The organism is Streptomyces sp. NPDC036822 (assembly GCF_055609145.1).
In genome coordinates this window covers 165,966-185,877 of record NZ_JBVJPY010000001.1, presented here as the reverse complement: position 1 = coordinate 185,877, position 19,912 = coordinate 165,966, and the positions used below count along the sequence as shown (strand labels likewise).

Sequence of the window (19,912 nt, the reverse complement as noted above, 5' to 3'; positions counted from 1 at the left end):
GTGGCTTGAGTTGTGCCGGTTATGCGGCGATCCGCCCCGGGTGCGCGCTTCGCGCATTGACCCTGTCCGGCTGCCCCCGTATGCTAAAGGTTGCGCTGCGGGCCTGCGCGCCTCAGACGGAGCAGGCCGCGCTCGTACCTGTTGTATGTCCCCTCGGTTCTCGGGGCGCCACCGTTCGCGGATCGGCGCTTCATTGGCTGTCCGGCTTCTTGGTGCGATACGGGCTCACGGCGTAGCAGTACCTACGACTTTCTGTCCGTAACCGGAGCCCTTTCCCACATGACGAGCAGCACCGAGACCACCGCCACCACCCCGCAGGTTGCGGTCAACGACATCGGTAACGAGGAAGCCTTCCTCGCCGCGATCGACGAGACGATCAAGTACTTCAACGACGGCGACATCGTCGACGGCGTCATCGTGAAGGTCGACCGGGACGAGGTCCTGCTCGACATCGGTTACAAGACCGAAGGTGTCATCCCGAGCCGCGAGCTCTCGATCAAGCACGACGTCGACCCGAACGAGGTCGTCAAGGTCGGCGACGAGATCGAGGCCCTTGTCCTTCAGAAGGAGGACAAGGAAGGCCGCCTGATCCTCTCGAAGAAGCGTGCCCAGTACGAGCGCGCCTGGGGCACCATCGAGAAGATCAAGGAAGAGGACGGCATCGTCACCGGTACCGTCATCGAGGTCGTCAAGGGTGGTCTCATCCTCGACATCGGCCTCCGTGGCTTCCTCCCGGCCTCCCTGGTCGAGATGCGCCGGGTCCGCGACCTCCAGCCCTACGTGGGCAAGGAGCTCGAGGCGAAGATCATCGAGCTGGACAAGAACCGCAACAACGTGGTCCTGTCCCGCCGTGCCTGGCTGGAGCAGACCCAGTCCGAGGTCCGCCAGACCTTCCTCACGACCCTCCAGAAGGGTCAGGTCCGCTCCGGCGTCGTGTCCTCGATCGTCAACTTCGGTGCCTTCGTGGACCTGGGTGGCGTCGACGGCCTCGTGCACGTCTCCGAGCTGTCCTGGAAGCACATCGACCACCCCTCCGAGGTTGTCGAGGTCGGCCAGGAGGTCACCGTCGAGGTTCTCGACGTGGACATGGACCGCGAGCGTGTCTCCCTGTCGCTGAAGGCGACGCAGGAGGACCCGTGGCAGCAGTTCGCCCGGACGCACCAGATCGGCCAGGTCGTTCCCGGCAAGGTCACCAAGCTGGTTCCGTTCGGTGCGTTCGTCCGCGTGGACGAGGGCATCGAGGGTCTGGTCCACATCTCCGAGCTGGCCGAGCGCCACGTGGAGATCCCGGAGCAGGTCGTCCAGGTCAACGACGAGATCTTCGTCAAGGTCATCGACATCGACCTCGAGCGTCGTCGCATCAGCCTCTCGCTGAAGCAGGCCAACGAGTCCTTCGGTGCCGACCCGGCCTCGGTCGAGTTCGACCCGACCCTGTACGGCATGGCCGCGTCCTACGACGACCAGGGCAACTACATCTACCCCGAGGGCTTCGACCCCGAGACCAACGACTGGCTCGAGGGCTACGAGACCCAGCGCGAGGCCTGGGAGACCCAGTACGCCGAGGCGCAGCAGCGCTTCGAGCAGCACCAGGCTCAGGTCATCAAGTCCCGCGAGGCCGACGAGGCCGCCGCTGCCGAGGGTGGCACCGCCGCTCCGGCCGGTGCCCCGGCGGGCGTCTCCGGTGGTTCGTACTCCTCGGAGTCGGACGACACCTCCGGCGCCCTGGCGTCGGACGAGGCCCTGGCTGCCCTGCGCGAGAAGCTGGCCGGCGGCCAGAGCTGAACGCTCTGACCACCAGCTGACAGGCTGAAGCGAGAAGACCCGTTCCCCTTCGGGGGAGCGGGCCTTCTCGCGTTCTGCGGCAGTCCGGTCCTTCCCGGCCGCCCGGTCTCCTTCGGTGCGGCAGGACGCGTCAGGGGGTGACGGGGATGTTCGTCAGGCCCTTGCCGCCGGTCACCGTGTTCGAGCTGTAGACCGTCGTCGGGCAGCTGCCGCTCCGGTTGGTCACGTTGATCGCCAGCTGCCTCGGTCCGGTCGCACCCGTCAGATCGGAGTGGTTGCCACGGAAGACCGTTCCGCAGCCCCAGCCGCTCTGCTGCGTGTGGGTCTCGAAGCCGTTGTCGGTGGTGTTGCGGCCGGTGTTGTTCTCCACCAGCACGTTGTTGCCCTTCACGTCGACCCACGAGTCGTCGAAGTTGGCGCCGGTGAGACCGCGCCCGTCGAACGTGTTGCCGATGATCCTCGCCCCGGTGGTGCCCTCCTTGATGTCGACGGCCTCGCCGCCGACGTCCGGGCCGATGGTGTTGCCGAGGATCTGAACGTTGTCGCTCCTGTCCGAGAGGGTGTTGGCGGAGCCGACGTAGACCCCTTCGCCCATCCCGCGGCCGTCGTTCCCGGTGTCGTAGATCCTCGAGTTCCTGATGACGCCGTTCCTGCTGGACTTGCGGAAGTGCACGCCCTCCATGTCCAGGCCGTGCACCGTCACGCCGTCGATGACCACGTCGTTCGCCGTGTCCGCCATGATCCCCTTCTGACCGCCGGTGACGGTGACACCCTTGACCGTCCAGTACGAGGCGCCGTCGAGGTGCAGGCCGTAGCCGCCGCCGGTGGTGAGCACGGCGCGCGAGGAGCCGGTGAGCGCGATCCGGGCGGCGGACGTTCCGGGGGTGGTGGCCTTGAAGTTCCCGGTGTACGTCCCGTCGGCGAGGTGGATGGTGTCCCCGGGCCCGACGTCGGCCAACGCCGTCTTGAGCTGGGCGGCGGTGGACACCTCGATGGTGGCGGCGGTGGCCGGAGGGGCGACGAGGGGAACGGCGAGGAGGGCCGGGAGCAGGGGGAGGAGCAGAGTGCGGGTGCGCATGGGGGGTGCCTTCCCGTGGAAGCGTGGCGTTCTCGCAGGAGCGGCCGCTCGCGCGAGGCGTTCTCGTATGTGCACGACGAACGATGGGCTGAACGCTTGCTGCTTCGTGACGGTAGGGACGGTCCATGGGCATGTCAAGGTCTGGACCAGAGGCCGGAGAGATCGAAATCGGCCGCCGCGGGGGAATGCCCTCGCTCCGTGCGGTGTTCCCCTGACGGAACGCGAGGAGGAGCGGTAATCGTGCTTGATCCCCAGGATTTGTACGAATGGGACCAGAAGGGCCTGGCCGTGGTGGACGTGGCCCTGGCGCAGGAGTCGGCCGGGCTGGTCATGCTCTACCACTTCGACGGGTACATCGACGCGGGTGAGACCGGCGAGCAGATCGTCGAGCGCCTGCTGGACGCCTTGCCCCACCAGGTGGTCGCCCGCTTCGACCACGACCGGCTCGTCGACTACCGGGCCCGCCGTCCGCTGCTCACCTTCCGGCGCGACCGCTGGACGGCGTACGAGACGCCGTCCATCGAGGTGCACCTCGTCCAGGACGCCACCGGCGCGCCCTTCCTGGTGCTGTCCGGTCCCGAGCCGGACGTGGAGTGGGAGCGGTTCGCCGTCGCGGTCCGGCAGATCGTCGAACGCCTCGGCGTGCGCCTCGCGGTGAACTTCCACGGCATTCCGATGGGGGTGCCGCACACCCGACCCGTCGGCCTCACCCCGCACGGCAGCCGCACCGACCTCGTCCCCGGGCACCGCAGCCCCTTCGACGAGGCCCAGGTGCCCGGCAGTGCCGAGGCCCTCATCGAGTACCGGCTGACGGAATCCGGCCACGACACCCTGGGGATCGCCGCGCACGTCCCGCACTACATCGCGCGGGCCTCCTACCCCGACGCCGCGCTGACCGCCCTGGAGGCCATCACGGCGGCCACGGGGCTCGTCCTGCCGGGTGTCGCGCACGCTCTGCGCACGGAGGCGCGGCGGACCCAGACCGAGATCGACCGCCAGATCGGCGAGGGGGACGAAGAACTGGTGGCCCTGGTCCAGGGGCTCGAGCACCAGTACGACGCCATGGCGGGCGCCGAGACCCGCGGCAGCCTGGTCGCCGAGCCCGTCGACCTGCCCTCGGCCGACGAGCTCGGCCGCGAGTTCGAGCGCTTCCTCGCGGAGCGCGAGGGCGAGGCGTAGGACCGGTTCCCGGACCGTCCGGGCGAGCGGACCCCGCCCCCGCCGGACGGCGACCGGGCCGGGGTCCTAAGCTGCCGCTCATGCTGAAGGTGGGCCTGACCGGCGGTATCGGCGCCGGCAAGAGTGCAGTGTCACGGCTGTTCGTCTCGTACGGAGCCGTGCTGATCGACGCCGACAGGATCGCCCGCGAGGTCGTCGAGCCCGGGACCCCGGGGCTCGCGGCCGTCGTCGAGGCGTTCGGTTCCGGAATCCTCACCGAGGAAGGGACGCTGGACCGGCCGAAGCTCGGCTCGATCGTCTTCGCCGACTCCGACCGGCTGGCCACCCTCAACGCCATCGTCCATCCGCTCGTCGGCGCCCGCTCCGCCGAGCTGGAGGGCCAGGCGGGCCCGGACGACGTGGTCGTCCACGACGTGCCCCTGCTCACCGAGAACGGGCTCGCCCCGCTGTACGACCTGGTCGTGGTCGTGGACGCGTCGCCCGAGACCCAGCTCGACCGGCTCGTACGCCTGCGGGGCATGGCGGAGCCCGAGGCGCGGGCCCGGATGGCGGCTCAGGCCACGCGCGCGCAGCGGCGTGCCGTCGCGGATCTGGTCATCGACAACGACGGCCCCTTCGAGGCGCTGGAACCGCAGGTGCGGAAGGTCTGGGCCGACCTCGTCCGGCGGGCCTCGGCCGACGGACGCTGAGAGGATCCGGCCGGCGGCCCGCATGCCGGGTCCGTGGCACCCGCCGCGAGCCGGTGATGGGGCCCGGCCGATCGTCTTCGGCCCCGGCTGGGTAAGGATCGCGGAGGGGGCGGCGGTGGGATCGTCATCCGATACGGAATACCGCCGCGGTCCCCGATGTTGAACCGCCGGAGCGAGGGGAAGGATGCCACCGTGGCCGAGAGGAACCCTGAAACCCACGTCATCGACTTCCGCGCCGCCGAGCAGCTGCTCGCCGCGCGTGACCCGCGCGGTGCCGTGAAGCTGCTCGACTCGGTGATCGCCGCCCACCCCGAGAACACGGCCGCCCGTCTGCTGCGCGCCCGCGCCTTCTTCGCCGCCGCGCAACTGCGTCCGGCCGAGCTCGAGTTCGAGCTGGTTCTGGAGCGAGAGCCGGACAACGCCTTCGCGCACTTCGCGCTCGCCCGCACCTTCCAGCGGTCGGGCCGTCCCGACCAGGCCACCCGGCACTTCCGGCTCGCGGCCGCGCTCGACCCGAAGCCGGAGTACCTCCAGGCCGCCCGCTTCGGCGCCGAGGACTGAGCCAGGGGCGGCCCGCCCCGGCGGGGGCCCGCCGACCGGGTCGGTCAGCGGCGCGTGTCCCCGTGATCACGGCGAGGAGCGGTCCCCGGAGGCGTACCTCCGTGATCCGGCTCGTAGGGCGGGACGTCGCGGCCCGGCTGCCAGTGCGGCCCCTGCCGGATGCGGCGCAGAACCGTCGCCATGTCGGCCAGGACCACGAGGAACAGCACGCCGCACGCGGCCGCCCACCCGGGCCGGCCGATCAGGGCGAACGCCGTCACCCCGAAGCCCGCCCAGAGCAGACCCCACAGACTCAGCCAGAACCGCAGGCGCAGGGGACTGCGCGCGGTCGCCGGTTCACTGCCCGTACGCATGACGATCGCCCTCCCCGGTGAGAGGCCGGAGTGTCCATTGACGATGTACCCGCCAGGAGCGTTCGCGAACGCGGGCGGCGGCCCCGGGGGACACGGCCGGGGACGGCCGGAGGTGGCGGTCCGAGACGGCCGAGGCGGCCCGCGTTCGATGCTCGTTCACTCGTACGGGCGTTATCCGGTCGCGCACGCCCGTCGGGGGAACGGCGCCGCGCGGCTCCGCGTTCTCCGGGGCATGAGGGGACCGATGCGTGAGGGACACCAAGGGACGGGATCCGGGGCGATCACCCCGGACGGATGCGCCGTCGAGCTGTACCGGCGGCTCGCGGTCGGGAACGAGCCCGATGTGATCGCCGCGGCCGTGCCACCCGGCGCGACCCTGCTCGAACTGGGCTGTGGCGCGGGCCGGGTGACAGGACCGCTCGTCGAGCGGGGGTTCGCCGTCACCGCCGTCGACGAGTCCGCGGAGATGCTGGCCGCCGTCCGGGAGCGGGTGCCGGGCGTGGAGACCGCGCTCAGCCCGATCGAGGCACTCGACCTGGGCAGACGGTTCGACGTGGTCATGCTCGCGTCGTACCTGGTCCACACCGCCGAACACGCCACGCGCCAGGCGCTGCTGGAGACGTGCCGACGGCACGTCAAGGACGACGGCTGTGTGCTGATCCAGCGCGAAGGCGAGAACTGGCACCGCGAAGTGCCGCGCGAGCGCGTCGACGCCGCCGGCTGCACGGTACGGATCGTGTCGGCGCGGCCGGTCGGCGACGGCGTCCACTCGGTCCTCGCCGAGTACCTCTTCCCGGACGCGCGGTGGACGCAGACGTTCCTGTCCCGGCCTCTCGCCCCCGAGGACTTCGAGCGCCATCTGGGCGAGGCCGGTCTCGTCGTGGACACGACCCTGACGGACGACGGCACATGGGTCCGGGCGCGCCCCAAGTCGCGCTGACGGAAATCCGGTTGGGGGCGCCCCGTCGGCGATGAGTTTCCGGCTCCCGGACCGTCTACCTCTGTGAAAGCGAAAGCGCACGCGACGCCGACACGAGGAGATTCAGCATGGCCACCACCACGACCGCCACCACCGACACCGCCACGACCCCCGGCGTCGACGCCGTCCGCCGCCCGGGACGCCGCCTCGACCTCACCGTGCGCGTGCTCCAGATCCTCCTCGCGCTCGCCTTCGCCGTTCCCAGCGCCGCCCCCAAGCTCGTCGGCCACTCGTCCGCCGCCGAGTCCTTCGACGCGATCGGCTGGGGCGACTGGCTGATGTACACGGTCGGCGCGCTCGAACTGGCCGGGGCGGTCGCGCTGGTGATCCCGGTCCTGTCGAGCGCCTCGGCGATCGCGCTCACGGGCCTGATGATCGGGGCGTTCGTGACGCAGATGACCGTCTTCGACGGCCAGTACGCCCTGACGCCGCTCCTCTTCGCCGTCCCGCTCGTCGTGATCGCCTGGACGCGCCGCCACCACAACGCGGAGCTGCTCGCCCTGGCCCTGCGCCGCCGCGCCTGAGACGGGCGGGCCGCGATGCCGACCCGCCCGCTTCCGGCCGCCGATCAGTGCACGAGGCTGTAGCTCCGCCAGGGCCTCGTACCCGGCGCGATCGAGTCGGAGGTCATGGTGGCCACGTAGATGCCGTCCCCCCGGCAGCCCGGTGCCGGGTACATGACGATGTCGACCAGCGACCCGTTCTCGACCCTGGTCGCGCCGGCCGGTGCCAGGCGGTGGCAGCCCTTGACGGAGGGGCTCGTCACGGAGACCACGACCTCGTTCGGGGTCTCGTACGTGATCGGGCCCACCGCCGTCCGGCCGAGGCCGGAGCAGCCCGCGACGGCGAGAGTCAGGAGCGCGGCCCCGGCGGCGATGCCGAGACGCCGGTGAACGGACATGGCGGATCCTCGTCTGTCGGGCGAAGGCGGCAGAACCCGTCCGCAGCCTATTCCACGTCACCATGCCCCTCGGCGGGGCGACTGTCACCCGCCGTTGGGCCGCCCGGGGGAAGCGGGGGAAGAGGTCGTTGTCAGACCCCACCCGTAAGGTCGGAAGTCCAGTCGGAATCCGAGCCTGATCGGGAGGTGAGCAGCGCCGTGACCCCCACCTTGCATGCGTGCGCCGCCGTCTTCCTTCCGGCCGCCCTGCCCCGCGAGGGCCGTGTCGCCTTCTGGGCGCCCGACGGGAGAGCGCTGCCCGAGCTCCCGGCCGAGGATGCGGGCGGCGCCCGGCCCGCAGGCCGGCTGACCGTCGTGCGCCGCCACGGCGCCGGGGCCCGCGGGCGCACGGTGCCCGCCGTCATCCTGCCCGTCACCGACGCCCTGCCCCACCTGGTCGCGGCCCGCCACCACCCGGGCGCGCACCCCGCCACCGCCTGCTGGGGCGCCGCCGCCCTGCACGCCCTGCACCTGACGGCGCGCGGCCGGCTGCTGCCCGGACTGACCGCGGACGACCACGACGCCTGGCGGGCGGGGCCGCTCGACGCCGACGACATCGCCCATCTCCGGGCCGTCGCCGCCGCCATGCCGTACGAGGCCCACGCCGTGCCGGTCCCCGGGCGCGGCCCGCTGCGGGTGCCCGACCCCGAGGCGCTGGTGCGGGCCTTCCTCGACGCCGTCGCCGACACCCTGCCCCGCACCCCCGCCGCGGCCCACGCGGCCGGGGCGCCCTTCGCCGCCCGTGAGGCCCAGCACCTGCCCCGCGCCCGTGCCTGGGCGGCCGAGGCCGCGGCCGGCATGGACGCCGGCGTCCGCGTCTCCCTGCGCCTCGACCTCGCGGGGTACGAGCTGTTCGACATCGCCGAGGAGGGCGGCGACGAGCGGCAGGCGGCCGCCGCCCTCCTCCAGGTGCACAGCCTCGCCGACCCCACCCTCGTCATCGACGCGGCCGCCCTCTGGGCCGGCGAGGGCGACGAGCACTTCGGACCGCGCGCCCGGATCGACGCCCTTCTCGCGGTCCGCCGGGCGTCCCGCGTCTGGGCACCGCTGGGCAGGCTCCTGGAGCGCGACGTGCCCGACGTGCTCGCGCTGACCGAGGACGAGCTGTACGAGCTGCTCGGCCCCGCCGCCGCGCGGCTCGCCGACGCCGGCGTCGCCGTCCACTGGCCACGCGAGCTGGCCCGCTCCCTCAGCGCCTCCGCCGTCGTCCGGCCGGCGCTGTCCGCGCCCGGCTCGGCCACCGACGGCACGGCCTTCTTCGACAGCGAGGAGCTCCTCCGCTTCAACTGGCAGCTCGCCCTGGACGGCGACCCGCTCAGCGAACGCGAGATGGACGTCCTCGCCGAGTCCCACCGGCCCATCGTGCGCCTGCGCGACCAGTGGGTCGTCGTCGACCCCGCGCTCGTCCGCAAGGCCCGCAAGCGCGAGCTGGGCCTGCTGGAGCCGGTCGACGCGCTCGCCGTGGCCCTCAGCGGCACCGCGGAGGTGGACGGCGAGACCGTCCCCGCCGTGCCCGTCGGCGCGCTCGCCACCCTGCGGGACCGGCTCGTCGCCGGTCCCGAGGCGGTCGCCCCGCCCGACGGCCTCGACGCCACCCTGCGCGACTACCAGCTCCGGGGCCTCGCCTGGCTCGACCTGATGACCTCGCTCGGCCTCGGTGGCTGTCTCGCCGACGACATGGGCCTCGGCAAGACCGTCACCCTCATCGCCCTCCATCTGCGGCGCGCCCGCCGCGCGCCCACCCTCGTCGTCTGTCCCGCCTCCCTGCTGGGCAACTGGCAGCGGGAGGTCAGGCGGTTCGCCCCCGGTGTCCCCGTGCGCCGCTTCCACGGCGCCGACCGCTCCCTGGCCGGCGTCGACGGCGGGTTCGTCCTGACCACGTACGGCACCCTGCGCACCAGCGCGGCCCGACTGGCCGAACACGAGTGGGGCATGGTCGTCGCCGACGAGGCCCAGCACGTCAAGAACCCCTTCTCCGCGACCGCGAAGGCGCTGCGCACGATCCCCGCGCCGGCCAGGGTCGCCCTCACCGGCACGCCCGTGGAGAACAACCTCTCCGAGCTGTGGGCCCTCCTCGACTGGACCACCCCCGGCCTCCTCGGCCCCCTCAAGGCATTCCGCTCCCGCCACGCCCGCGCGGTGGAGAACACCGAGGAGATCGAGAACGACGAGGCCGTCGAGCGGCTCGCCCGTCTCGTCCGGCCGTTCCTGCTGCGCCGCCGCAAGTCCGATCCCGGCATCGTCCCCGAGCTGCCCCCCAAGACCGAGTCCGACCACCCCGTGCCCCTCACCCGCGAACAGGCCTCGCTCTACGAAGCGGTGGTGCGGGAGACCATGGCGCAGGTCGAGGACGCCGAGGGCATCGCGCGCCGCGGGCTCGTCATGAAGCTGCTGACCTCCCTCAAGCAGATCTGCAACCACCCCGCCCAGTACCTCAAGGAGCAGTCCTCGAAGGACGGCGGCACGGCCCGGCTCGCCGGCCGGTCGGGGAAGCTCGCCCTGCTCGACGAACTCCTCGACACGATTCTCACCGAGGACGGCTCCGTCCTCGTCTTCACCCAGTACGTCTCCATGGCCCGGCTCCTCGCCGACCATCTCGCCGCCCGCGCGATCCCGGCCCAACTGCTGCACGGAGGGACGCCCGTCGCCGAGCGCGAGCGGATGGTGGACCGCTTCCAGGCCGGCGACGTGCCCGTCTTCCTCCTCTCCCTGAAGGCGGCGGGGACGGGGCTCAACCTGACCCGGGCCGGTCATGTCGTCCACTTCGACCGCTGGTGGAACCCGGCGGTCGAGGAGCAGGCCACCGACCGGGCCTACCGCATCGGTCAGACCCAGCCGGTGCAGGTGCACCGGCTGATCGCCGAGGGGACGGTCGAGGACCGCATCGCCGAGATGCTCCGTGCCAAGCAGGCGCTGGCCGACGCCGTCCTCGGCTCCGGCGAGGCGGCGCTGACCGAACTGACCGACCGCGAGCTGGCCGACCTGGTCTCGTTGAGGAGGCCGTCATGACCCCCCGCCCGTCCCCGGGCGGCCGCCCCGCCCTGCCGCGTCACGACGACCGCCGCCGCACGTTCCCCCAGCTCGCGCCCCGGGACGCACCGGACGGACGGTTCGCCGCCACCTGGTGGGGCAACGCCTGGGTGGAGGCCCTGGAGGACACCGCCCTCGACCCGGCCCGTCTCGCCCGCGGCCAGGCGTACGCCCGGCGGGGCCACGTCGACGCGATCACGGTCACGCCCGGCCGGGTCGTCGCCTACGTCCACGGCAGCCGCCCCCGCCCGTACCGCTCGGAGATCCGGCTGCGCACCCTCGGCGACGACGACTGGGAACGGTTCCTCGACAAGGCGGCCGCCCGACCGGACCACATCGCCGCCCTGCTCGACAAGGACGTCCCGCACGCCCTCGAAGCGGTCACCGGACTGCTGCCCGCTCCCGGCGACCTGATCCCCGACTGCTCCTGCCCCGACGACGGCTTCCCCTGCAAGCACGCCGCCGCCCTCTGCTACCAGGCCGCGCGTCTTCTCGACGAGGACCCCTTCGTCCTCTTCCTCATGCGGGGCCGGGGCGAACAGGAGATCCTCGCCGCGCTGACCCGGCGCAACGCCGCACGCTCCGCCGCGGAGGCCGGCGCCGCCGCGCCCGCCCTGGCGACCGTCCTCGCCCGCAGCGTCCTGGCCCCGACCGCCGACGACACCGTCCCCCGGCCGCTGCCGCCCCTGCCCGCGCCGCTCCCCGCCCCCGCGCAGCCCGGCCGCCCGCCCGTCCACCCGCCGGACCCGGACGCCCCCGATCCCCTCGCGCTCGACCTGCTCGCCTCGGAGGCCGCGGCCCGAGCCCATGCGTTCCTGATCACGGGCCACGATCCCATCGCCGCCCTCACCCCCTGGCAGGACGCCGTCCGGCTCGCCGCCGCGCACCCCGGCTCGGGCCTCACCGCGTCGACCCGCGCCCTGTACCGCGACCTCGCCTACGCCCTCGACAGGACCCCGACCGAACTGGCGCGCGCGGTCGCCGCCTGGCGCCAGGGCGGGCTCGCCGGTCTCACGGTCCTCGAGGAGCCCTGGGACCCGCCCGCCGGCCCCTTCGACCGGGCCCGCCCCGCGCTGCTCGCCGCCGACCACCCCGCCTTCCGGCCCTGGCGGAACCGTCTGTCGACCCGCTCCCTCCAGCTCCGCTTCGGCCGGGACGGCCTCTGGTACGGCTACGAATCGGACGCCGACCGCGAGGACTGGTGGCCCCGGGGCGCCCCCGACACCGACCCCGTCGGCGCCCTCACCGACCTGCTGGGACGGTGACACGAGCCGCTTCCGGGCCGTCGGACGCCGCCGAGAGCGACAAGCGGCCAGGAATGCTGCCCACGAGCGTTCGAGTCATACCCACTCGAAGGAGTGAAACAGCCCTTTGGCCTGATCCGAGCCGGGTGGCATCGCGTTAATTGCGGTACGGGCGAATGCTCGTCTACACCTCCGGAAGGCAGGAAGCCATGAGGCAGATTCGCCGTAGTGGTCTGGCCACACTGATGGTCACAGGAGGCGCGCTCGCGCTCTCGGCGGGTGCCGCGCACGCCGACTCCGGTGCGCAGGGCGCCGCGATCGGTTCGCCGGGCGCGGTCTCCGGCAACACCGTTCAGCTGCCGGTGCACGCCCCGGTCAACATCTGCGGGAACACCGTCAACGTCGTCGGGCTGCTCAACCCCTCGTTCGGCAACACATGCGCGAACCACTCCGGTGCGCCGGGCGGTCACGGCTCCAGCGACCGGGGCGGCGAGGGCGGCGGCAAGCACAAGGACCTGCCCGCCACCCCGCGCGGTGGCGGGTCGGGAGGCCAGGGCGGGAACGCCTCCAACGGCGGCAACGGCGGCAACGGCGGAGGCGCCACGGCCGAGGGCGTGGCGCACAACTCGCCCGGGATCCTCTCCGGCAACGGCATCCAGCTGCCGATCGACCTCCCGGTGAACGTCAGCGGCAACTCCGTCAACGTCGTCGGCATCGGCAACCCCGCCTTCGGCAACACCTCGGTCAACGGTCCCGGCACGCCCGAGGCCCCCGGCGAGGAGCCGAAGCCGATGGAGCCCCGGAACCACCCGCCGCTGCCGAGCACGGACACCGACGAGCCGGCCCCGGCCCCCGCTCCGCGGACCAGCTCCGTCTCGCTGGCCAGCACGGGCTCGGACCTGGTCGGCTACGCCGCCCCGGCGAGCGCCGCCCTGCTGCTCGGCGGCGCGCTGTTGTACCGCCGCTCCCGCCGTGCGGGCGGGGAGATCTGAGAACCGCGGGGCCCTGAGCCCTCACGCACGACGCCAGGCCCGGAGCACCGCCTCGATGGCGGGAGCGACCCTCGTCCGGGCCTGGTGGCGGGGGACCCCCCGCATCAGGAGCGTGTCGTACTCCGTGTCCACATGGCGTACGGACGCCCGCACCGCCGCCGTGACCGCGTCCCGGTCGAGCGCCCGCCCGGCCGCCGTGCGCCCCACCCGGCCACTGCCCTTCCGGGAGGCGTGAGCCGCGATCTCCGCCGCCCGCTCCACCGGACAGTGTGGGAACAGCCGCCGGATCTCGGCCTCCAGCTCCGCCGTGACCCGCGCGTCCCGCTCCGCGCGCCGAACGGCGTCCCGGGCCCGCCTCCGCGCCCGCGCCTCCGAGTCCGCCAGGCAGGCCTCCTCGGCCCGGGCCAGCGCGGCCGCCTCGACGAGCAGCCCCTGCCGTTCGTACCGGGTACGGCGCCGGTTGTGCCGTACCACCACCGCCCACAGCATGCTCCCCTCCCGGGCGCGCCGGGTGAGCGCCGTGTCGCCGCGTCCGAGGAAGACCAGATGCCCGAGGTCGGCGCAGTCGAGGCAGACCGGAGCGTTGAATTCGACGATCATCCGCAGCAGCGGCCCCTGGTGACACTCGGAGCAGCGGCGGCGTTTGAGGGGTTCGACGACGACGGGCGCGACCAGGTCCATGACGGATCTCCTCAGCGGACGCCGGGAGCGGCCGAGGCGATGAACCGGTCGAGTGCTTCCTTGGCCTCACCGGAGCGGTGGGCGCGCTCCTCCTCGCTGCCCGCCTCGTGCATGCAGTGGGTCAACTCGAACGCGGTCTCGGCCTGTTCGCGGGCATCCGGGTCGTCGCAGACCAGCTGGACGCGGAAGAGCGCCTGCCGGGCGGCCGTGCGCTGCTGGTAGGAGGAGTACCGTGACTCCTCCGCCTCGGGGGACTCCGGGTCCTGGGCGGCCCGGAACCAGCGGTCGTTCTGGGCGCGGCGGTAGTCGACGACCGCGCCGGCGAAGGCGCTGTAGGACGCGATGCGTTCCTGGCGCAGCTGCTCGGCACGGGTCAGCATCGCCGACCGCTCGGCGGCACGGCCCTGGAACCAGTGCGTGGCCACCACGCCCAGCAGGGTTCCCACCACGGCGATCACGGCCGTCTCCATGACAGGTCGCTCCTCGAGTCGTCAACACACCTGGAAAAACAGTTCGATTCGATGCCGGTCGCGCGGCTAGGGTCAGTGACGTGGCAACGAAACTCAATCAGATCATCGCAGTGGAGAAAGGCGTCAAGTCCCGGGCGCATCAGGACCTGACCGCGGCGCACCACGGGCTGCAGAAGCCCGCGCTGCTCGCCGGCATCTCCCGTACGTACCAGCCGAAGGACGAGGAAGGCGAACAGCTTCCGCCGGAGTCCACGCTGGTCCAGGTGAAGGCCGAGGACGTGCTGCGCGACACCGCGCGGGCGCTGACCCGGCTGTTCGATGTGACCGCCACCAAGGACTGGGCCAACTGCGAGGCGCGCGCCGACATCACGGTCGACGGGCGCGTCCTGGTGGGCCGGGTGCCCGTCGCGTATCTGCTCTTCCTGGAGAAGCAGCTGACGGACATCAACACCTTCGTGCGCAAGCTGCCCGTCCTGGACGCCGCCGAGTCCTGGACGCAGGACCCGTCGACGGACGCGTGGAAGACCGAGGTCGTCCGCACGGTCCGGACGAAGAAGGTCCCGCGCAACCACGTGAAGGCGGAGGCGACGGAGAAGCACCCGGCGCAGGTCGAGGTGTACTACGAGGACATCCCGGTCGGGTACTGGAGCACGGTGAAGTTCTCCGGGGCGCTGCCGGCCCGTCGGGTGAACGAACTCCTGGAGCGGGTGGAGAAGCTCCAGCAGGCCGTGAAGTTCGCCCGCGAGGAGGCGAACGGCGCGGAGGTGACCGACCAGCGGGTCGGCGACGCCGTCTTCGGCTACCTCTTCGGGTAGTCGGGAGGCGGACGACACAGACTCCCCGGCCACAGAACACGGCCGGGGCGCGCGAGGAGCGCGAAGCTGAAGATGAGGCTTGTCGTGAATGCGCGGCCCTCCTGACGAGGGGCGCGAGCAGACTCAGACTATTGCTCCAGACTCAGCATGCGCCGCTCATCGCCGGATCGACCGGGCCCGGGCCCTGGTGCGTCGAAATGCCAGTTCGAATCTGGTCCGCCGAGCTCCGATCGGCGGTGGTCCAACGGCAGGACGCGACGCAATGACGACTGACCCGGGTCCTCAAGCGTGCCGGCGTGTGATGTGAGCGGCATCGACAGGGTCCGGGGGCAGGCTACGCCCTCGGACCCGCTCCCTTTCCGGGGACGGTCACGCCTTGCTCCCGCTCCCGTCGCGGGGCCCCGTCACTGGCGGTATCCGCTCAGGAAGCGGCCGATGCGGCTGATCGCCGCGTCGAGGTCGTCGGCGTACGGCAGGGTGAGAATGCGGAAGTGGTCCGGACGGGGCCAGTTGAAGCCCGTGCCCTGCACCACCTGGATCTTCTCCCGCAGCAGCAGGTCGAGGACGAACTTCTCGTCGTCGTGGATCCTGTGGACCTTCGGGTCGAGGCGCGGGAAGGCGTAGAGCGCGCCCTTCGGCTTCACACAGGACACCCCCGGGATCTCGTTGAGCTTCTCCCACGCCTTGTCGCGCTGCTCGCGCAGCCTGCCGCCGGGGCCGGTCAGCTCGTGGATCGACTGCCGTCCGCCGAGCGCGGCCTGGATGGCGTACTGCGCGGGGGCGTTGGCGCACAGGCGCATGGAGGCCAGCATCGTCAGCCCCTCCAGATAGTTCTTGGCGTGCTGCCGGGGACCGCTGACCACCATCCAGCCGGAGCGGAAGCCCGCGACGCGGTACGTCTTGGAGAGCCCGGAGAAGGTGAGGACGACGAGGTCCGGGGCCAGGGCGGCGGCGGTGTGGTGGACGGCGTCGTCGTAGACGATCTGGTCGTAGATCTCGTCGGCGAAGACCATCAGCCCGTGGCGGCGGGCGAGGTCGAGGACGCCCTCGACGATCTCGCGCGGATAGACGGCCCCGGTGGGGTTGTTGGGATTGATGAGCACGACCGCCTTGGTGCGGTCGGTGATCTTCGCGGCCATGTCGTCGAGGTCCGGGTACCAGTCGGCCGACTCGTCGCAGAGGTAGTGCACCGCCTTGCCGCCCGCGAGGGTGGTCACCGCCGTCCACAGGGGGAAGTCGGGGGCGGGGATCAGCACCTCGTCGCCGTCCTCCAGGAGCGCCTGGACGGCCATGGAGATCAGCTCCGAGACGCCGTTGCCGAGGAAGACGTCGTCCACGTCGACGTCCGGCAGGCCGAGGGCCTGGTAGCGCTGGGCCACGGCGCGGCGGGCGGAGAGGATGCCGCGGGAATCGGTGTATCCGTGGGCCTTCGGAAGCATCCGGATCATGTCCTGGACGATCTCCTCCGGAGCCTCGAAGCCGAAGAGCGCCGGGTTGCCGGTGTTGAGGCGCAGGACGCTGTGTCCCGCCTCCTCCAGGGCGTTGGCGTGCTCGATGACCGGTCCGCGGATCTCGTAACAGACCTCGCTCAACTTGCTCGACTGCCGGAACTCCATGCGACGACCTCCCCAGAGTGCTGTTGCTTGGTTTTACCAAGTTCGAGCTTGGAAAGTCCAACTACTTGTCTAGACTGCGTCGCATGCCACGTCGCCGAAGCTATGACCAGTACTGCGCCGCCGCCCGCGCCCTCGATGTCGTGGGCGACCGGTGGACGCTGCTGATCGTCCGTGAACTCCTCACGGGGCCGCGCCGCTACACCGACCTGCACGCCGATCTCCCCGGGGTCAGCACGGACATGCTGGCCGGCCGCCTCAAGGAGATGGAGGGCGCGGGCCTCGTCACGCGCCGCCGGATGCCGCCGCCCGTCCCGGCCCATGTGTACGAACTCACCGAGCGGGGACGCGCCTTGCTTCCCGTCCTGCGGGCCCTGGCGGAATGGGGGGCGCCCGCACTCGACGAGCCGCGACCGACCGACGCCGTACGGGCGCACTGGCTCGCGATCCCGCTGCTGGGCGCGCTGGAGGCGCGGGGCCCGGGCGTCGTCCAGGTGGACCTCGACGAGGGGCCGTTCCACGTACGGACCGGGGAGGACGGCAGCGCGGGGTACGGCGACGGGCCCGCGCAGGCCGCCGACGCGCGCGTGCGGACGGACCTGGCGACCTGCCGCGCCCTGGCGGCGGGCGAACTGACGCTCGCGGAGGCGGTCGTGGCGGGCCGGGCCGTCGTGGACGAGCCGTCACCATGAGCAGCGTGCGATTCGAACCGATCACCTGGGAGCGGCTGGCCGACACCCTCGCCGCGCATCTCGACCGGACGGCCCCCGGCGACGGCGGCGACTGGCTCAAGGTGGGCATCGACGGCGCGCCCGTGGCGCCCACCGGGGACCTCGCCGAGCGGATCGCGGCCACACTGCGGCTGCGCGGCCGGTCCGTCCTGGTGGTGGGCACCGGCGGGTTCCTGCGGCCGGCGTCGCTGCGGTACGAGTACGGCAGACAGGACCCCGACACGTACTACAGCGGCTGGTTCGACACGGGCGCCCTCTGGCGCGAGGTCCTCGGCCCGCTGGAGGCCGGGGGCAGCGGGCGGGTGCTGCCCGACCTGTGGGACCCCGTCACCGACCGGGCGACCCGCAGTCCCTACGTGTCCCTGCCGCCCGGAGGGGTGGTGCTGCTGCACGGCCCGTTCCTGCTCGGGCACTGGTTCCCCTTCGACCTGTCCGTGCATCTGCGGCTCTCCCCGGGGGCCCTCGCGCGCCGCGGCGAGGAGCCCTGGACCCTGCCCGCTTTCGCGCGGTACGAGCGGGAGGTCGGCCCCACCGGCGCCGCTGACGTCGTCGTCCGCACCGACGACCCCCGCCACCCGGCCTGGACGGGTCTCCCGGCGTGAAGGACCGCGGCTGAGGGCTCGCTGCTCACGGCCGTGGCCGTGGCGCGGCGAGGAGACCCGTCGCAGGGGATCCGGCGGAGGAGCCCGTCGAAGGCCGTCCGAGGGGATGTGGCGGAGGAGGCCCGTCGGAGGGGATCTGACAAGGAGGCCCGTCCGAGTCGATCCCGGCCCGGAGTTCAGGGTGCCGGGGGGCGCCCGCCCACCGAGGTCACCGCCTCCGCGCCCGCGCGGCAGCCCGCCTCCGCCGCCTTCGGCGTGTCCGCCCCCGCGAGCCGGGCCGCGAGGAAGGCCCCGGTGAAGGCGTCACCCGCGCCCGTGGAGTCCACCGGCCGGACCGCGGGCGCCGCGACCCGGGCCGTCACCACCCCCGCCTCGGCGACCAGGGCACCCTGCGCGCCCAGCGTGACCGCGACCAGCGGAAAGGCGCTGCTCAACGCCACGGCGGCCTCGCCGGGCGCCGCGTGCCCGGTCAGCAGCCGGGCCTCGTCGGCGTTGGGGAACAGCATGTCCGCGCCCGCCGCCTCCGCCAGGAAGCGGTCCGTCCCCAGCTCCGCCAGGAAGCCCGCCGACGCCGGGTCCACACTGACCGGGACCCCCGCCTCGCGTGCGTCCCGCAGCGCCCGCCGCGCGGCGGCGCGGCTCGGCTCCGCGAAGAAGAGGTACCCGGAGAGATGGAGGTGGGCGACCCCGTCGAGGAACGCGGGGGACCAGTCGGCGGGGGCCAGCCGCAGCGCCGCCCCGCTGTCGGTCAAGAACGTGCGCTCCGCGCTCGCGTCGACCAGCGCTATCACCGTGGCCGTGGCGGCCTCCGCGTCCCTGACCAGGAGCGGACGCACGCCCGCCGAGGCCAGCGCCCGGTCGTGCCAGTCGGCGGCGTCGGTCCCGACCCGGCCGAGCAGGCGCACGTCCGCACATCCCGAACGCACCGCCCAGCAGGCCACGTTGGCCCCCGCCCCGCCCGGAAGCGTACGGATCTCGGCCGCCGTGTCGGTCGCCGCCGTGAGCGGGTGCCGATGGCGGGCGACGACATCGGTGACCACGTCCCCGACGACGAGCAGGCCCCTCATGCGCCCGCTTCGGCGTACGCCGTCGCGATCCGCGCCGCGAGCCGCACATTGCCGCGCACCGCGGCGAGATTGGCCTCCAGGGAGGCCCCGTCCGTGTGCACCGTCAGATACTCGAGCAGGAACGGCGTCACCGCCTGCCCCGTGATCCCCTTCTCCCTCGCCTCGGCGAGCCCCTGGGCCAGCACCCGGTCGTGCAGGGCGGGATCCAGCTGGTCCTCCACCCGCACCGGATTGGCCACGACGAGTGCGGCGGACGGCTCGCCCAGCTCGTCCTGCGCGCGTATCACCCCGGCCACCTCCCGCGGTGTCCGCAGGGTCCAGTCCACCGGCTCGCCGGAGGAGGCCAGATAGAAGCCGGGAAAGTGCTCCGTGCCGTATCCGACGACCGTCACACCCAGGGTCTCCAGGCGCTGGAGCGTCGCCGGCACGTCCAGGATCGACTTGACCCCTGCGCAGACCACCGTGACCCCGACCCGCGAGAGCAGCCGCAGATCGGCCGACTCGTCCTGTGTCTCGCTCCACTCCCGGTGCACGCCGCCGAGTCCGCCGGTGGCGAAGACGCGTATGCCCGCGGAGTGCGCGAGCCAGGCGGTGCCGGAGACGGTCGTCGCACCGGTCGCTCCGGTCGCCAGCGCCGGCGCCAGGTCGCGGTGCCCCAGCTTCCGTACGGTGGGGTCCTCCGCGATCCGCGTGAGCCGCTCCTCGTCCAGGCCGACGTGGGCCACGCCGTCGATCACGGCGATGGTGGCGGGCACGGCTCCGCCCTCCCGTACCAGCCCCTCCAGTTCGCGTGCCACATCCAGATTGCGCGGCCGCGGCAGGCCGTGGGCGATGATCGTGGACTCGAGCGCGACCACGGGACGGCCCTCGCGGAGCGCCTCCCGTACCTCTCCGGACACCTGTGTGGACATGTCCCATCCCTGGCGCGGCAGCGCCCCGGTCAAACCTCGCCGGCGGTCCTCGGCCACACCGCGGCAGCGGGGGCAGCCGTCCGGAGTCGACATCCGGGATCACCGGCCGGGAGCCGCTCGCCCTGGCGTCGCCCGGGCCGAACGCGAGGGCCGGGGCGCCGCCCCGGCCGCGTCACGGGTGCCGCCCGCCGGACC

The 19,912-nt window shown here is 72.7% G+C and carries 20 protein-coding genes; 12 read left to right on the top strand and 8 right to left on the bottom strand.

The features are described 5' to 3' along the window. Positions 1-279: 279 nt before the first annotated feature. Positions 280-1,782 carry a 30S ribosomal protein S1 gene (rpsA, locus tag ACZ68P_RS00900; protein WP_391140634.1) on the top strand — a complete coding sequence of 501 codons (1,503 nt, stop codon included), beginning with the start codon at positions 280-282 and terminating at the stop codon, positions 1,780-1,782. Between the two features lie 130 nt (positions 1,783-1,912). On the opposite strand, the gene ACZ68P_RS00895 is transcribed toward rpsA, so the two are convergent. Then, positions 1,913-2,860, bottom strand: a complete 948-nt coding sequence (locus ACZ68P_RS00895) for a right-handed parallel beta-helix repeat-containing protein (protein ID WP_471000603.1) — start codon at positions 2,858-2,860, stop codon at positions 1,913-1,915. Positions 2,861-3,100: 240 nt separating this feature from the next. On the opposite strand from ACZ68P_RS00895, the gene ACZ68P_RS00890 reads away from it, so the two are divergent. From ACZ68P_RS00890 to ACZ68P_RS00880, 3 genes are all read left to right on the top strand, one after another. Next, positions 3,101-4,039, top strand: a complete 939-nt coding sequence (locus ACZ68P_RS00890; protein ID WP_471000600.1) for a PAC2 family protein — start codon at positions 3,101-3,103, stop codon at positions 4,037-4,039. Between the two features lie 80 nt (positions 4,040-4,119). Continuing rightward, positions 4,120-4,728 (top strand): dephospho-CoA kinase, encoded by a 609-nt coding sequence (gene coaE, locus ACZ68P_RS00885; protein WP_471000597.1) that lies wholly within the window; start codon positions 4,120-4,122, stop codon positions 4,726-4,728. Positions 4,729-4,920: 192 nt separating this feature from the next. Continuing rightward, positions 4,921-5,289, top strand: a complete 369-nt coding sequence (locus ACZ68P_RS00880; RefSeq protein WP_391797958.1) for a tetratricopeptide repeat protein — start codon at positions 4,921-4,923, stop codon at positions 5,287-5,289. A 44-nt stretch (positions 5,290-5,333) separates the two neighbouring features. Here the strand turns inward: ACZ68P_RS00880 and ACZ68P_RS00875 are convergent, their stop codons facing one another. Beyond that, positions 5,334-5,642 (bottom strand): DUF6343 family protein, encoded by a 309-nt coding sequence (locus tag ACZ68P_RS00875; protein ID WP_471000593.1) that lies wholly within the window; start codon positions 5,640-5,642, stop codon positions 5,334-5,336. Positions 5,643-5,886: 244 nt separating this feature from the next. On the opposite strand from ACZ68P_RS00875, the gene ACZ68P_RS00870 reads away from it, so the two are divergent. Together ACZ68P_RS00870 and ACZ68P_RS00865 are read left to right on the top strand one after the other, a co-directional pair. Further along, on the top strand, positions 5,887-6,582 hold the full coding sequence (locus ACZ68P_RS00870; RefSeq protein WP_471000590.1) for a class I SAM-dependent methyltransferase: 696 nt from the start codon (positions 5,887-5,889) through the stop codon (positions 6,580-6,582). 107 nt (positions 6,583-6,689) lie between these two features. Continuing rightward, on the top strand, positions 6,690-7,145 hold the full coding sequence (locus tag ACZ68P_RS00865) for a DoxX family protein (protein WP_471000588.1): 456 nt from the start codon (positions 6,690-6,692) through the stop codon (positions 7,143-7,145). Positions 7,146-7,189: 44 nt separating this feature from the next. Here ACZ68P_RS00865 and ACZ68P_RS00860 read toward each other — a convergent pair whose 3' ends face one another. Then, on the bottom strand, positions 7,190-7,522 hold the full coding sequence (locus ACZ68P_RS00860) for a hypothetical protein (RefSeq protein ID WP_471000585.1): 333 nt from the start codon (positions 7,520-7,522) through the stop codon (positions 7,190-7,192). A gap of 198 nt (positions 7,523-7,720) precedes the next feature. On the opposite strand from ACZ68P_RS00860, the gene ACZ68P_RS00855 reads away from it, so the two are divergent. The 3 genes from ACZ68P_RS00855 (at position 7,721) to ACZ68P_RS00845 (ending at position 12,827) form a co-directional block, all read left to right on the top strand. Continuing rightward, entirely contained in the window at positions 7,721-10,570 is a 2,850-nt protein-coding gene (locus tag ACZ68P_RS00855; protein WP_471000582.1) for an SNF2-related protein, read from the top strand. Continuing rightward, a complete protein-coding gene (locus ACZ68P_RS00850) occupies positions 10,567-11,856 on the top strand; it encodes an SWIM zinc finger family protein (RefSeq protein ID WP_471000579.1) in 1,290 nt (429 codons plus the stop codon). The genes ACZ68P_RS00855 and ACZ68P_RS00850 overlap by 4 nt, the downstream gene beginning before the upstream one ends. Positions 11,857-12,044: 188 nt before the next feature. Continuing rightward, positions 12,045-12,827: a chaplin gene (locus ACZ68P_RS00845; protein ID WP_471000575.1), complete on the top strand. Its 783-nt coding sequence runs from the start codon at positions 12,045-12,047 to the stop codon at positions 12,825-12,827. Positions 12,828-12,848: 21 nt separating this feature from the next. On the opposite strand, the gene ACZ68P_RS00840 is transcribed toward ACZ68P_RS00845, so the two are convergent. Next, positions 12,849-13,508: a DUF2293 domain-containing protein gene (locus ACZ68P_RS00840; RefSeq protein WP_471000572.1), complete on the bottom strand. Its 660-nt coding sequence runs from the start codon at positions 13,506-13,508 to the stop codon at positions 12,849-12,851. An 11-nt stretch (positions 13,509-13,519) separates the two neighbouring features. Next, positions 13,520-13,978: a hypothetical protein gene (locus ACZ68P_RS00835; RefSeq protein WP_471000570.1), complete on the bottom strand. Its 459-nt coding sequence runs from the start codon at positions 13,976-13,978 to the stop codon at positions 13,520-13,522. An 80-nt stretch (positions 13,979-14,058) separates the two neighbouring features. Between ACZ68P_RS00835 and ACZ68P_RS00830 the strand changes: the two genes are divergently transcribed. Continuing rightward, positions 14,059-14,793 carry a DUF7873 family protein gene (locus ACZ68P_RS00830; protein ID WP_365715182.1) on the top strand — a complete coding sequence of 245 codons (735 nt, stop codon included), beginning with the start codon at positions 14,059-14,061 and terminating at the stop codon, positions 14,791-14,793. A gap of 404 nt (positions 14,794-15,197) precedes the next feature. Here ACZ68P_RS00830 and ACZ68P_RS00825 read toward each other — a convergent pair whose 3' ends face one another. Next, entirely contained in the window at positions 15,198-16,409 is a 1,212-nt protein-coding gene (locus ACZ68P_RS00825) for a pyridoxal phosphate-dependent aminotransferase (protein WP_471000566.1), read from the bottom strand. Positions 16,410-16,492: 83 nt separating this feature from the next. Between ACZ68P_RS00825 and ACZ68P_RS00820 the strand changes: the two genes are divergently transcribed. Next, on the top strand, positions 16,493-17,098 hold the full coding sequence (locus ACZ68P_RS00820; protein WP_471000563.1) for a winged helix-turn-helix transcriptional regulator: 606 nt from the start codon (positions 16,493-16,495) through the stop codon (positions 17,096-17,098). Between the two features lie 5 nt (positions 17,099-17,103). Further along, positions 17,104-17,739 (top strand): nucleoside/nucleotide kinase family protein, encoded by a 636-nt coding sequence (locus tag ACZ68P_RS00815; RefSeq protein WP_471000561.1) that lies wholly within the window; start codon positions 17,104-17,106, stop codon positions 17,737-17,739. Positions 17,740-17,915: 176 nt separating this feature from the next. On the opposite strand, the gene ACZ68P_RS00810 is transcribed toward ACZ68P_RS00815, so the two are convergent. Further along, positions 17,916-18,806, bottom strand: coding sequence for a carbohydrate kinase family protein (locus ACZ68P_RS00810; protein WP_471000559.1), 891 nt, complete (start codon positions 18,804-18,806; stop codon positions 17,916-17,918). Then, complete coding sequence (locus tag ACZ68P_RS00805; RefSeq protein WP_471000556.1) at positions 18,803-19,717, bottom strand: pseudouridine-5'-phosphate glycosidase; 915 nt, start codon at positions 19,715-19,717, stop codon at positions 18,803-18,805. Before ACZ68P_RS00805 ends, ACZ68P_RS00810 begins: the two co-directional genes overlap by 4 nt. Positions 19,718-19,912: the final 195 nt, after the last annotated feature.

Excerpts from the sequence above, each read along its gene's own strand:
- ACZ68P_RS00825 (WP_471000566.1), bottom strand. The coding sequence starts at position 16,409 with ATGGAGTTCCGGCAGTCGAGCAAGTTGAGCGAGGTCTGTTACGAGATC.
- coaE (WP_471000597.1), top strand. The coding sequence starts at position 4,120 with ATGCTGAAGGTGGGCCTGACCGGCGGTATCGGCGCCGGCAAGAGTGCA.
- ACZ68P_RS00895 (WP_471000603.1), bottom strand. The coding sequence starts at position 2,860 with ATGCGCACCCGCACTCTGCTCCTCCCCCTGCTCCCGGCCCTCCTCGCC.
- ACZ68P_RS00860 (WP_471000585.1), bottom strand. The coding sequence starts at position 7,522 with ATGTCCGTTCACCGGCGTCTCGGCATCGCCGCCGGGGCCGCGCTCCTG.
- ACZ68P_RS00865 (WP_471000588.1), top strand. The coding sequence starts at position 6,690 with ATGGCCACCACCACGACCGCCACCACCGACACCGCCACGACCCCCGGC.
- rpsA (WP_391140634.1), top strand. The coding sequence starts at position 280 with ATGACGAGCAGCACCGAGACCACCGCCACCACCCCGCAGGTTGCGGTC.
- ACZ68P_RS00845 (WP_471000575.1), top strand. The coding sequence starts at position 12,045 with ATGAGGCAGATTCGCCGTAGTGGTCTGGCCACACTGATGGTCACAGGA.
- ACZ68P_RS00870 (WP_471000590.1), top strand. The coding sequence starts at position 5,887 with ATGCGTGAGGGACACCAAGGGACGGGATCCGGGGCGATCACCCCGGAC.
- ACZ68P_RS00850 (WP_471000579.1), top strand. The coding sequence starts at position 10,567 with ATGACCCCCCGCCCGTCCCCGGGCGGCCGCCCCGCCCTGCCGCGTCAC.
- ACZ68P_RS00835 (WP_471000570.1), bottom strand. The coding sequence starts at position 13,978 with ATGGAGACGGCCGTGATCGCCGTGGTGGGAACCCTGCTGGGCGTGGTG.
- ACZ68P_RS00820 (WP_471000563.1), top strand. The coding sequence starts at position 16,493 with ATGCCACGTCGCCGAAGCTATGACCAGTACTGCGCCGCCGCCCGCGCC.
- ACZ68P_RS00805 (WP_471000556.1), bottom strand. The coding sequence starts at position 19,717 with ATGTCCACACAGGTGTCCGGAGAGGTACGGGAGGCGCTCCGCGAGGGC.
- ACZ68P_RS00875 (WP_471000593.1), bottom strand. The coding sequence starts at position 5,642 with ATGCGTACGGGCAGTGAACCGGCGACCGCGCGCAGTCCCCTGCGCCTG.
- ACZ68P_RS00810 (WP_471000559.1), bottom strand. The coding sequence starts at position 18,806 with ATGAGGGGCCTGCTCGTCGTCGGGGACGTGGTCACCGATGTCGTCGCC.
- ACZ68P_RS00840 (WP_471000572.1), bottom strand. The coding sequence starts at position 13,508 with ATGGACCTGGTCGCGCCCGTCGTCGTCGAACCCCTCAAACGCCGCCGC.